We start from the raw sequence: 11,704 nt of genomic DNA, 5'->3' as shown, positions 1-11,704 counted from the left end.
TCAAAAGTTAAATTTTTATAAAAAAGGTTCAAAACGTGCAAAGACCTTGCAGTATCTCCAATGCTACCATTGGTCTCAGATAGGAACACCAAGCAACAGAATGTACCACATGCATTGTAAGCGTTATCTTATAACTCATTCAGAACCGAAGATGTGAGGAAAGGGGAACTTCATATGAAAAAAGGAGCAATGCTCATCTGGCTTCTGGTGATGACCTTGATGCTCTCGGCTTGCAATCTGGCAGAGAGTGGGCCAGGCAGCAAAGAAAAGGGATATGTCGGTATATCGATGCCAACCAAATCATCAGAGCGATGGGTGGGAGACGGGGAGAACATGGTCCGTCTGTTTCAGGAGCAGGGGTACAAAACCGATCTTCAGTATGCTGAGGACGTGGTCGAGAATCAGATTTCACAGATTGAAAACATGATCACCAAGGGTGTGGATGTGATGGTCATCGCGTCCGTGGATGGCAACACATTAACGGATGTGATCAAGAAGGCACATGACGAAGGGATACAAGTGATCTCGTACGATCGGCTCATTCGCAATACGCCTTACTTGACCTATTACGCCACGTTCGACAATTTTAAGGTGGGTGTGCTTCAAGCCTCCTACATCGAACAAAAACTTGGACTCAAGGATGGAAAAGGACCGTATAACATTGAGCTGTTTGGTGGCTCTCCTGATGATAATAACGCCTATTTCTTCTTCGACGGTGCGATGTCTGTCCTGAAGCCGTACATCGATTCCGGCAAGCTGGTCGTGCGCAGCAAGCAGATGACGATGGCCCAGATTGCGACCTTGCGCTGGGACGGCGCATTGGCCCAGTCACGGATGGATAACCTGCTGAGTGCCTATTACTCGGGTGATCATCTGGATGCAGTATTATCTCCTTATGATGGAATTAGTATTGGTATCATCTCATCCTTGAAAGGGATCGGTTACGGTACTTCGAACAAGCCGCTGCCCGTTATTACAGGACAGGATGCCGAACTTGCCTCGATCAAGTCGATTGTGGCCGGGGAACAGACGCAGACCGTGTTCAAGGATACGCGGAAGTTAGCCGAGAAGACGGTAGAGATGGCCAATAGCATTTTGCAAGGAAAACAGGCGGAAGTTAATGACAAAACATCATATAACAACGGAATTGAGTTTGTTCCGGCGTATCTTTTGGATCCCATCTCGGTGGACCGTACAAATGTGGAGCAGGATATCGTTGGTACCCAGTATTACACGAAGGAAGAAATCGGACTGAAATAATAAGTGAAAGGAGCACATCCCATGGCTGGAATCATTCTGGAAATGAAGAACATCACCAAAACCTTTCCTGGCGTCAAAGCGCTGGAAAATGTCAATCTGAAAGTCCGTGAAGGCGAGATTCATTCCATATGTGGTGAAAATGGCGCTGGTAAATCTACGTTGATGAAGGTGCTGAGTGGTGTATATCCACATGGCACGTATGAAGGCGACATTTTATTTCAGGGCAAGAAATGTGAGTTCAAGGATATCAAACAGAGCGAGGATCTGGGAATCGTTATTATACATCAGGAGTTGGCCCTGATTCCCTATCTTTCAATCGCGGAAAATATATATCTGGGCAATGAGCGTGCCAGCAGAGGAATTGTCAACTGGAAGGAAACTTTTGTAGGTACACGAGAATTGCTCTCGAAGGTGGGACTGAGCGAAAATCCAAACACGCTGGTATCCAGCATCGGGGTAGGCAAGCAGCAACTGGTCGAAATTGCGAAAGCGCTCTCCAAAAAGGTGCGGCTGCTTATTCTGGATGAGCCAACCGCTGCGTTGAACGAGGACGACAGTGAAAATCTGCTGCAATTGATGCTGGAATTCAAGAAACAGGGCATCGCCTGTATCCTGATCTCGCACAAGCTGAATGAGGTATCCAAGGTATCCGATTCCGTGACCATTTTACGGGATGGCAAGACAATTGAGACGTTGGATATGAAGAAGGAAAAAGTGACGGAGGACCGGATTATTAGCGGCATGGTAGGACGTGATCTCACCAGCCGTTATCCGGAGCGTCATGCCACCATTGGTGAAGTTATCCTTGAGGTAAAGGACTGGACGGTATATCACGAACATCATGCCGAGCGAAAAGTACTGGATCAAATCCATATGAATATCAGACGTGGTGAGATTGTAGGGATTGCCGGGCTGATGGGCGCTGGGCGTACCGAGCTTGCCATGAGTATCTTTGGCAAATCCTATGGCCGGAATATTTCGGGGCAACTCATTAAGAATGGTAAACCGATCCACAACAATACCGTCACGGAGGCCATTCAGAATGGCTTTGCTTATGTGACAGAAGACCGCAAGGAATACGGACTCATTCTGATGGATGACATCAAGCGTAATATTTCCTTAACGGGTCTGAGCAAGCTGACGCGAAAATCGGTAGTGAACGAGCGTGAAGAAGTGCTGGTGGCGGAAAAGATGAAAAAAAGCATGAACATCAAAGCACCAAGTATTTTGCAGAAGACCGGTAATCTGAGTGGAGGCAACCAGCAAAAAGTGGTGCTCAGCAAATGGATTTTTGCCGGACCGGATATTCTTATCCTGGATGAACCTACCCGCGGTATTGATGTGGGAGCGAAATTCGAAATCTATACGATCATTCATCGGCTTGCTGCTGAAGGCAAGGGCGTACTGGTAATCTCATCCGAGCTTCCGGAGGTTCTTGGCCTGTGTGACCGGATCTATGTGATGAATGCCGGGCGAATCACCGGTGAAGTCAGCCGGGAGCAAGCATCGCAGGAAACGTTGATGAGATATATGACCAAGTCTGGAGGCGGCAAGCATGGAAATGATAACAAAACTGTTCAAAAATAATATCCGTCAATACGGCATGATTATTGCCTTGGTAGTGATTATGCTCTTGTTCGAGGTACTTACAGGCGGGCTGTTGCTCAAGCCGATTAATATTACAAATTTGATTTTGCAGAATAGCTACATTTTGGTGCTGGCGATCGGAATGGTGCTGGTCATCATTACCGGGCATATTGACCTGTCTGTTGGTTCCATCGCAGCCTTTGTTGGTGCCGTTGCCGCGATTATGATGGTTGATTGGCAGCTTCCGGCTTGGCTTGCAGTCATCGCTTCCTTGCTGGTTGGCGCTTTGATCGGTGCATGGCAAGGCTTCTGGATCGCGTATGTGCGGATTCCGGCATTTATCGTGACGCTTGCAGGAATGCTGCTATTCCGCGGCTTAACGATGATTGTGCTGGAGGGGCAATCGATCTCTCCTTTCCCGGGTGGATTCCAGAAAATAAGCTCTGGCTTCCTGGCGGACATTCAATTCTCAGGTTTCGGTCTGGTATCCATCATTGTGGGTATTGTGCTCACCGTTTGGTACATTGTCAATGAACTGCGGGAACGCCGTTCCCAGCGAAAATATGGATTCGAGGTTGTGTCACAGGGACTGTTTCTGCTCAAGTTGATTGTGGTGGCTGTCGTGACAAATCTGTTTACGTTTGTACTCGCAAGTTATGCAGGTATTCCGAATATTCTGGTCCTGCTCTTTGTCCTGATCGTTGTGTACTCCTTCGTAATGAATCGTACTGTCATGGGACGGCATGTGTATGCGCTTGGAGGTAATGAGAAGGCAGCAGGTCTGTCCGGGGTCAAAACAAAAAAGGTAACCTTCTGGGTTTTCGTGAACATGGGTACGCTTGCCGCGGTATCCGGGTTGATCTTCGCCGCACGTCTGAATGCGGCTACGCCAAGAGCAGGCACCAACTTCGAGCTGGATGCCATTGCGGCCTGTTTCATCGGTGGTGCTTCCGCTTCAGGGGGCATAGGTACGGTATTTGGTGCCATCATCGGTGGTTTGGTTATGGGTGTGCTGAATAACGGGATGTCCCTGATTGGTCTCGGTATTGACTGGCAACAGGGGATTAAGGGATTGGTACTACTGCTCGCGGTAGCGTTTGATATCTATAATAAAAATAAAAGATCAGCGTAACACTGCATAAAATGAAAAAACAGACCTTGATCTCAGGATCAGGTCTGTTTTGCTGTATGCACCTTAGTTACATCAAGGCATCGAGGAAACGTGTGGCGATGCCAAAATAGATAAACAGGGACAAAATATCATTTAATGTGGTGATTAATGGGCCAGAGGCAACAGCCGGGTCGACTTTGAAACGACTAAGTAAAAGCGGGATGCAGGTACCGGTCAGTGTACCAATGACAAGAGTGAGGAACAGAGACACCCCAATAATGGCGCCTAGCAGCCAGTCCCCTTGCCAGAAATAAGCGATGACGGTGATCAGTAATCCACAGACCAAGCCAATCATGGTGCCTACCTTGATCTCTCGACCAATCAGTGCGAGTACGGTGGATTTGTCGAGTTTGCGTCCGATCAAGCCGCGTACAACGACAGCCAGAGACTGTGTTCCTGTGTTCCCCGTCATACCTGCGATCATCGGCATGAAGAATGCCAATGCGACTACCTGATTCAGTGTATCCTCGAAGAAATCCACAATACTTCCCGAGATTAGACCGATCAGCAGCAATAGAATGAGCCAGGGAAGCCTTCGTCTGACGGCAACAAGTGGTTTGGTATCAAAGTCGATATCCTTGCTGCCACCTCCCATCTTGGCTAAATCTTCACTCGCTTCATCCATAATAATATCGATGACATCATCCATCTGGATGATACCGCATAGTCTGTGATTCTCATCCACTACCGGAAGTGCCATAAACTCATAACGCTGCAGAAGCTGTGCTGCTTCCTCCTGGTCCATATCTACCGTTGCATGGATCACCCGCCGGTTCATCAGTTCCTCAACCTGGGTCTTGTCGTCAGCCAAGGCGAGTGAGCGATAACTCACGACACCGACCAGTTTGCCTTCATTATCGGTCACATAGAGGTAACTGGAGGCGGAGATATGCATGGTACCTTGCGATTGTCGTAAGGCTTCCTTGGCTGTCTCATGGGCGAGCAGGGTCCGGTACCGATCTGTCATGATACGTCCTGCCGTCTCCGGCGGATAATTAAGCACGGACCGGATAATGGCAGAGTGGTCCAGGTTCATGTTGGACAGCAATTCTTCTCTGCGTTTGGCAGGCAAATCGTGCATGAACCGGATCAGATCACTTTTGTCCATCTGTTGCATGACTTCAAGCGTTCGTTCCGGCCCAAGTCGTTCAAACAGTTGAATCTGTTCGTGAAGCTTCAGGGTCTCGGCAAGATCCGCCAGAGCATCGGGTTTGAACAGGAGAAGAAATCGATTGGTTTCTTCTTCAGGGAACTTTTTATATACGAGTGAGAGATCGTAGGGATGCAGCTCTTTCACCAATTTATAGAAATCGGGAAGGTTCCGGGATTGTACATGTTGCACGAGTTGTTCGGTGATCTCCTCCACGGAGAAATCTTTCTTGGTATGAGGTCCGTTCATATCGACACTCCTTTCTAAACGGTCGGCTTCATATTTTTAAACGAAATGGGTTAGCAGTTAAACAAATCGAGAAAAAGAGAATACCCAAAATGATATTGTAATCTTGCTCAAACATTCGATATGGGCTTACAAACAGCCGCTGCAAGGATATACTTGTTGTATAGCAACAGACGAGGAGGACATGCGCTAGTGGAAGCAGATATCAGAACACAATTACTCAGCCTGGTTGAGCCGGAGTATCAGAAATTCTCGGCTGCACTTATTCCCAACATCACGAATGTACTTGGTGTAAGGTTGCTGGCCTTACGAAAAATTGCCAAGCAGCTTGCCGCCGGGGACTGGCGCACGTATCTGGAAACGGCAGAGGATGAATATTTTGAAGAAGTGATGCTGCAAGCGATGGTCATTGGACATGTACAGGCTGATCTGGACGAACTGTTAAAGGCTATTGAAACATTTGTACCGAAGATTGACAACTGGTCGGTGTGTGACAGCTTCTGTGCGGGGCTGAAATATACGAAGGTCCATTCGGAGCCGATGTGGACTTTTTTGCAGCCCTATCTGAGATCAGATCAGGAATATGAAATCCGGTTTGGCGTGGTAATGCTGTTGAATTTTTATCTGAATGAGAGATATATTGATCAGGTTCTGACCGCATTGGATCAGATTAGTCACGAGGCGTATTATGTGAAAATGGCAGTTGCTTGGGCCATCTCAATGGCCTATGTGAAACAACCTGAGGTGACTCTGCGTTATCTGAACCAAAATAATCTGGACGATTTTACGTATAATAAGGCACTTCAGAAAATCACGGAATCTTATCGCGTTGATCCGGAGAGCAAGCAGATGATCCGCAGTATGAAACGTAAGGTGAAGAAGCAGGTTACCTCCTAGTCCTAACATGAAGCATTCCACCGGGGAGAAGGCGATAAACGAATGAGAAAAAAGTTGATGTACACTACGATGCAGTTGGACGGTCGTCCATGGGTGCTGCTCGCAACGGAACAGGGATTGTGCCGAGTGGTCATGCCCAACGAAACACTGGAGGACTGGAATGGCTGGTTACAGAAAGTTGCACCTGGCGTGGAACTGGAAGAGAACGAGCATGCGCTGAAACAAACAGGCATGGTGGACTGGTTGCAGTCCTACTTTGCAGGGGAACCGATGGCTTATACAGATGCAATCCCACTGGACTTGATCGGAACGAACTTCCAGCAGGAGGTATGGAGAGAGCTAGGGCGTGTGCCTTATGGTGAAATTCGGACCTATGGTGATATAGCTGCTGCGATTGGAAGACCATCGGCTGTGCGAGCGGTTGGGGCTGCAAATGGGGCCAATCCAATTCCGGTTCTGCTACCCTGCCACCGCATTATCGGGGCTAATCGCAAGCTGACCGGGTTCCGTGGAGGCCTAGAGATGAAGCGCAGATTGCTGGATATCGAACAGATTGAAGGCGTGACCGATGGAGGGCATGCGCGGTTTCATTTTTAATGGAAGAGGGAACATAGAAGATTAAGATGATATGGACAGGGCAGGCACTTCATTGTGTCTGTTTTTTGCATGTATTAAGGTAGAGTAATACAAACGTTCCGCATATGGAACACCAACGTTTTACGTATTTTTGCACTGTGAAACCGTATGGTACCATGGATCATAGATTATCAATCGGAATCCGGAAAACGTAATGCCGGGTGAGAAAAGAGGGATGACATGATGAAGCAGGCTTATTGGTTAACAAACGTGACTTTGGAGCGGGGTTATGTTCGGGAGGGGGAACAGGTGACAGGGACACGGACAACCCTTGCTCATCTGCGAATTGAAGATGGAGTGATTGCGGCGATTGTGGAAGGAAACGAACCGTTGTCCAACGATCTGCCACAAGTAGATGCCAAGGGACTGTTGCTGCTGCCTTCGTTCGAGGAGGCGCATATTCATCTGGATAAGACGTACTACGATGGACCGTGGACAGCCGTTAAGCGTATCTCCAGTATTTTCGAACGTATAGAAGAAGAGAAGGTTCTGTTGCCCAAGTTGCTGCCAGATGCCAAGCGTCAAGCGGAGAGTATTCTGACCTTGATCCAGGGATACGGCTCCACTCATGTACGTAGCCATTGTAATATTGAACCTGTCAGTGGGTTGAAAAGACTGGAAGCAACGCGGCAGGCTCTGGAATCATTTTCGGGCAAAATCTCTTCGGAGATCGTGGCTTTCCCGCAGCATGGACTGCTTCGCTCCCATTCAGTGGAGCTTATGGGCCAAGCGATGAAGGAAGGTGCAACACATGTAGGCGGACTTGATCCTCATACGGTGGACGAACAGATCGAGAAATCACTGAATGCCATGGTTGAACTGGCTGTTCAGCACCAGGCGGGCATCGATATTCATCTGCATGATGGAGGGCAGGCAGGCAAACAAACGCTGCTTGAACTCGCAAATCTGACCGAAGCGGCAGGGCTTCAGGGCAAAGTTACGGTGAGTCATGCGTTCTGGTTTGCCCGCGCAGAGCAGCAGGAAGCGGAAGATATGGCGCAGCGAATGGCCTCGCTCGGGATGAGCATTGCTTCCACGGTGCCCATTGGCAGAACGATGATGCCTCTTCCCATGCTCCACCGTATGGGCGTGAACGTGAAGTTGGCCACAGACAGCCTGACAGATCATTGGTCTCCTTTTGGCAATGGGGATCTGCTTGAGAAAGCGGGACGCTTTGCAGAACTTTATGGATATAGTGACGAATTGTCCTTGTCTCAATCTTTGGCATTCGTTACAAGGGGGATAACACCGCTGGATTCACAAGGGGAACAAGTCTGGCCGAGGGTGGGAGACACAGCGAGTTTTGTGTTGGTCCATGCAAGTTGTTCAGCGGAAGCCGTTGCGCGGCGATCTGCGCGGCAGGCCGTATGGTACAAGGGGCAATTGGTAAGCGGATCAACAGCGGATTGAGGAAAATAGAGCGGGTGCAGCCACGGGAAACCGTGGTTTTTTGGCATGGGAGAAAAAGAGGAAAGAACTGTTCGCATATACCACATTTTGGGTTATGATGGACGTAGTTAATGAAGGGAGCACTACGAATGAAGATTGAATATGCAACGGAGGCTGACTACGACTATATCATTGATAGAGATCGACATATCCATCATCCACTTGTGAAAACGAAGATTTCTGAGAAAGAAATATTCATCTTATGGGACGAGGACAAGGGATCGAGAATTGGATGGATGAGGTACGGTTACTTTTGGGACAACCTTCCCTTCATGAATATGATATGGATTGATGAACCCTATCGAAACGGTGGATTTGGCAAAAAAGTGGTGCATCACTGGGAAAGTCTAATGAAGCAACAAGGCTTCGATACCGTGATGACTTCAACGCAATCAGACGAACATGCCCAACACTTCTATCGAAAGCTGGGGTATGTTGATGCAGGGGCTCTGTTGCTGGATACACAACCTTTGGAGGTTATATTAATCAAGAAAATTTAGTAAGCAAGCTGCAAGGAGAGAGGATTGTGGATGTGAAGAAAGTAAGCCTACAACCCATAACCAAAGAAAATGAACTCGAGTGCATTAACCTTAAACCGCGGGAAGATCAGCTGGATTTGGTCGCAAGCAATGCGGATTCATTGATCCATGCGACGAAGGAGATTACGTCCAAACCATATGGCATTTTTGCAGAGGATCAGATGGTCGGTTTTATTTTATTTGATAACGAGATCTACAATGACGGGTATTACTGGATTCTGCGCTTCATGATGGATGAGAAGTACCAGGGGAAGGGCTACGGTAAACTTGCTATTCAAGAAGTGATTCGTATGTTGCAAGATAGAAGTGATTGCCAGCAAATCAGGGTATCCCATGTTCCGCATAACCTTGCGGCAAATGCGCTGTATAAGCGTTGCGGGTTTCAAGAAACGGGTGAGTTGGAAGACAACGGTGATATCATTTTAAGTTATCAAGTGAGGTAACAGGGAGGGGAAGCTTGATGATAAGAGAGGCAGAAGCTAGGGATGCAGCGGTTATCGAAAGGCTGTATACAGAATTATTGCCGAACAACTTAAACACAAAAGTACTGGCAGAGCGCATTGAAGAAGTTCGGAATAGCCCAAACAGTTTCTTGTTTGTGTATGAACTGGGTGATCAGGTGATCGGAACGGCTCATTTACATATATGTCTGGATGCTTTGGTGGAAAATAGACCATTCGGTGTAGTTGAGCGGGTTATCATTACGGAACATGTGCAGAGCAAGGGATATGGATCTGACTTGATGAAACATATAGAGCATGTATGTGTGCAGAAAAATTGTGTGAAGGTGTTTCTTACCAGTGGATCATCCAGACAGGAAGCACACCACTTTTATACGAAATTGGGGTACAACGGAGAATCCAGCAAGGCATTTAAAAAGTATTTATAACTTATAACATTCATCAAGGAAAAGGAAGTAGAAGCAAAGAAATGAAAGATAACAAACATCCGGTTCAAGATCTCCGACTTATTGGTACATTGCTCGTGGCTACTCTTTGTTGTCTAGGTGTTGTGATGTATTTACGTGCTCAAACAGATACGAACATGTATCGCTTTTTGAGCTGGGATATGTTCTTGGCATGGGTACCCTTCATCATCTCATCCTGCATTAGATACATATTCAATAAGAAATTAACCACAACGAGCATGATATGTATGGGGCTGATGTGTGCAGTTTGGCTCTTTTTTCTGCCCAATGCAGCCTACCTTTTTACGGAGATCCTGCATTCATTCAGATATTTTGATGCTCAGGGGGAGGTTAGATTTTGGGTTAATATTGATTTTTGGTATAGTCTCACCCTGACGTTTGCCGTAGCGATCATCGGATTGCTGCTCTCGACTTGTTCGATCTTTCAGATCCACAAAATGTTAAACAAATTAGTTAATAAGTACATTAGTATGATGGTTGTCGGCGTTATTTTGCTATTGAGCAGTATAGGGGTCTACATTGGCAGATTTAATCGGTGGAATTCATGGGATGTGTTGTCGAGGCCTGGGAAGATCTTTGTGGATCTTGTTAATGATTTCAATGCAGCGAACAGCATGATGGTTGAGTTTGTCGCTATTGTATTTACGGTTCAACTTTTTGGATACGTTATCGTATCTTTGCTAACCGCAAGGTCGGGCAACTAATTATTCCATTTGAAAGGGTAAAGGAGGCAATATCACACGATGGGTAATCTTAATTTTATCGATAAACTTCCTCACATTAGTGAATGCAAACAGATTCTAAAGGCAGCAGCTATGTTGGATGCCATTTTGATGCCGGAATGGGAGTACAGGTATTACTCGTATAATTCCCAGTGGGACACGAATGAGCAAATGGCATCCATGAGAGATGGGCAAGGAGATCATTATTTTGCAATATTCAGTCCAAATGGGCTGATTATTAAAGGCTTTGATAAAGAGCATACACTTCAGCATAAGGTTGATAGGAGTGAGGTGGTAAAAAGCGTTCCAGAAGCATTTAATACTTTTGTGGTAGAGCCGGCATTTGTAATGGATCAGACGACGTTCTGTATCTGGAGTGTGGCGGATCAGGAAGGGTGGTCTGCGGGCACGGAGCTTGGGGATCATGAATACGAACTGTTAGAGATTTTGGTAGGCGGCGCGAAATATTATCATGCTTGGGCACAGGATTACTACGAGATAACGTTGGATATCACACTGGTTGAACAGGTATTTGATATGAAGCCGATCGATGAGGTCTTACTACAGCAATTAAATGATGAACTGAAATTAAGTGATATCGAAGGTGAAATTGCAGAAATTGGATACCCGGATAAGGATATGAAGGTATGAAGGCGATAACGCAGGAAATCACGGAAGAATTATTGGCTGTGATGGATATGTACCAGAGAATCGCGGGGCAATTAATCGACCAATTGATATTGGAAACCGATCAGCCTGATCGGACGGCAATTCTCGAAGGGGCGTACCATTTGCTGTCCAATGCGGATGTAATCCATGGAGAAGAAGAATTAACGGGAAACTGGTATTTTGATGTTCACGGTGAGCACTGTATGTTCAAGAATACAAAAACAGGGCAGACATTAGAGGTTTTCCTTGGTAGTCCAGAAGATGTGGGCAACATGGACCCCTACTTTTTTTACAATTTTATAAAAACAACGCCAGAGCTTGCATACCTGACTTCGTATTTCGAGAATCCGTTTAAGGACATGTTGGATTTCTTCGAACGTATGGAGACAGAGCATGTGTTAATTCATGTTCACGGGGTGGCGTATAGAAAGGTTCTTTAATTGCTGTACA

The 11,704-nt window shown here is 46.7% G+C and carries 13 protein-coding genes; 12 read left to right on the top strand and 1 reads right to left on the bottom strand.

From position 1 onward, the window contains the following. Window positions 1-174: 174 nt before the first annotated feature. From chvE to mmsB, 3 genes are read left to right on the top strand one after another with little or no spacing between them, the layout of a single operon-like run. Window positions 175-1,260: a multiple monosaccharide ABC transporter substrate-binding protein gene (gene chvE / locus MKY87_RS08420; RefSeq protein WP_340963900.1), complete on the top strand. Its 1,086-nt coding sequence runs from the start codon at window positions 175-177 to the stop codon at window positions 1,258-1,260. 21 nt (window positions 1,261-1,281) lie between these two features. Further along, window positions 1,282-2,847 (top strand): multiple monosaccharide ABC transporter ATP-binding protein, encoded by a 1,566-nt coding sequence (mmsA, locus tag MKY87_RS08415; RefSeq protein ID WP_340963897.1) that lies wholly within the window; start codon window positions 1,282-1,284, stop codon window positions 2,845-2,847. After that, window positions 2,816-3,979: a multiple monosaccharide ABC transporter permease gene (mmsB, locus tag MKY87_RS08410; protein ID WP_340963896.1), complete on the top strand. Its 1,164-nt coding sequence runs from the start codon at window positions 2,816-2,818 to the stop codon at window positions 3,977-3,979. Before mmsA ends, mmsB begins: the two co-directional genes overlap by 32 nt. A 67-nt stretch (window positions 3,980-4,046) precedes the next feature. Here mmsB and mgtE read toward each other — a convergent pair whose 3' ends face one another. After that, complete coding sequence (gene mgtE, locus MKY87_RS08405) at window positions 4,047-5,417, bottom strand: magnesium transporter (RefSeq protein WP_340913539.1); 1,371 nt, start codon at window positions 5,415-5,417, stop codon at window positions 4,047-4,049. A gap of 189 nt (window positions 5,418-5,606) precedes the next feature. Here mgtE and MKY87_RS08400 point away from each other — a divergent pair, with 189 nt between their 5' ends. The 9 genes from MKY87_RS08400 (at window position 5,607) to MKY87_RS08360 (ending at window position 11,694) form a co-directional block, all read left to right on the top strand. Continuing rightward, window positions 5,607-6,311: a DNA alkylation repair protein gene (locus MKY87_RS08400; RefSeq protein WP_340963894.1), complete on the top strand. Its 705-nt coding sequence runs from the start codon at window positions 5,607-5,609 to the stop codon at window positions 6,309-6,311. Between the two features lie 42 nt (window positions 6,312-6,353). Further along, window positions 6,354-6,908: a methylated-DNA--[protein]-cysteine S-methyltransferase gene (locus MKY87_RS08395; RefSeq protein WP_340963892.1), complete on the top strand. Its 555-nt coding sequence runs from the start codon at window positions 6,354-6,356 to the stop codon at window positions 6,906-6,908. A 222-nt stretch (window positions 6,909-7,130) separates the two neighbouring features. Continuing rightward, window positions 7,131-8,357, top strand: coding sequence for an amidohydrolase (locus tag MKY87_RS08390; RefSeq protein WP_340967399.1), 1,227 nt, complete (start codon window positions 7,131-7,133; stop codon window positions 8,355-8,357). A gap of 128 nt (window positions 8,358-8,485) precedes the next feature. Further along, the gene (locus MKY87_RS08385; protein WP_340963889.1) at window positions 8,486-8,896 is read left to right on the top strand and encodes a GNAT family N-acetyltransferase; all 411 of its coding nucleotides are present in this window, start codon (window positions 8,486-8,488) and stop codon (window positions 8,894-8,896) included. A gap of 26 nt (window positions 8,897-8,922) precedes the next feature. Then, window positions 8,923-9,378, top strand: coding sequence for a GNAT family N-acetyltransferase (locus MKY87_RS08380; protein WP_340963887.1), 456 nt, complete (start codon window positions 8,923-8,925; stop codon window positions 9,376-9,378). 17 nt (window positions 9,379-9,395) lie between these two features. Beyond that, entirely contained in the window at window positions 9,396-9,824 is a 429-nt protein-coding gene (locus MKY87_RS08375; protein WP_340963884.1) for a GNAT family N-acetyltransferase, read from the top strand. Window positions 9,825-9,865: 41 nt separating this feature from the next. Next, the gene (locus tag MKY87_RS08370) at window positions 9,866-10,567 is read left to right on the top strand and encodes a DUF1361 domain-containing protein (RefSeq protein ID WP_340963881.1); all 702 of its coding nucleotides are present in this window, start codon (window positions 9,866-9,868) and stop codon (window positions 10,565-10,567) included. A gap of 39 nt (window positions 10,568-10,606) precedes the next feature. Beyond that, window positions 10,607-11,236: a hypothetical protein gene (locus tag MKY87_RS08365; protein WP_340963880.1), complete on the top strand. Its 630-nt coding sequence runs from the start codon at window positions 10,607-10,609 to the stop codon at window positions 11,234-11,236. Further along, a complete protein-coding gene (locus MKY87_RS08360) occupies window positions 11,233-11,694 on the top strand; it encodes a DUF6896 domain-containing protein (protein WP_340963878.1) in 462 nt (153 codons plus the stop codon). Before MKY87_RS08365 ends, MKY87_RS08360 begins: the two co-directional genes overlap by 4 nt. Window positions 11,695-11,704 lie beyond the last annotated feature (10 nt).

The organism is Paenibacillus sp. FSL R7-0198 (assembly GCF_038000415.1).
Taxonomy (GTDB): Bacteria; Bacillota; Bacilli; order Paenibacillales; family Paenibacillaceae; genus Paenibacillus.
Note: the sequence above shows the minus strand (reverse complement) of the source record. Positions and strands in the feature narration are given on the sequence as shown.

Coding starts and splice junctions, on each gene's coding strand:
- mgtE (WP_340913539.1), bottom strand. CDS start 5,417: ATGAACGGACCTCATACCAAGAAAGATTTCTCCGTGGAGGAGATCACC.
- mmsB (WP_340963896.1), top strand. CDS start 2,816: ATGGAAATGATAACAAAACTGTTCAAAAATAATATCCGTCAATACGGC.
- MKY87_RS08375 (WP_340963884.1), top strand. CDS start 9,396: ATGATAAGAGAGGCAGAAGCTAGGGATGCAGCGGTTATCGAAAGGCTG.
- chvE (WP_340963900.1), top strand. CDS start 175: ATGAAAAAAGGAGCAATGCTCATCTGGCTTCTGGTGATGACCTTGATG.
- MKY87_RS08385 (WP_340963889.1), top strand. CDS start 8,486: ATGAAGATTGAATATGCAACGGAGGCTGACTACGACTATATCATTGAT.
- MKY87_RS08395 (WP_340963892.1), top strand. CDS start 6,354: ATGAGAAAAAAGTTGATGTACACTACGATGCAGTTGGACGGTCGTCCA.
- MKY87_RS08365 (WP_340963880.1), top strand. CDS start 10,607: ATGGGTAATCTTAATTTTATCGATAAACTTCCTCACATTAGTGAATGC.
- MKY87_RS08360 (WP_340963878.1), top strand. CDS start 11,233: ATGAAGGCGATAACGCAGGAAATCACGGAAGAATTATTGGCTGTGATG.
- MKY87_RS08390 (WP_340967399.1), top strand. CDS start 7,131: ATGAAGCAGGCTTATTGGTTAACAAACGTGACTTTGGAGCGGGGTTAT.
- MKY87_RS08370 (WP_340963881.1), top strand. CDS start 9,866: ATGAAAGATAACAAACATCCGGTTCAAGATCTCCGACTTATTGGTACA.
- mmsA (WP_340963897.1), top strand. CDS start 1,282: ATGGCTGGAATCATTCTGGAAATGAAGAACATCACCAAAACCTTTCCT.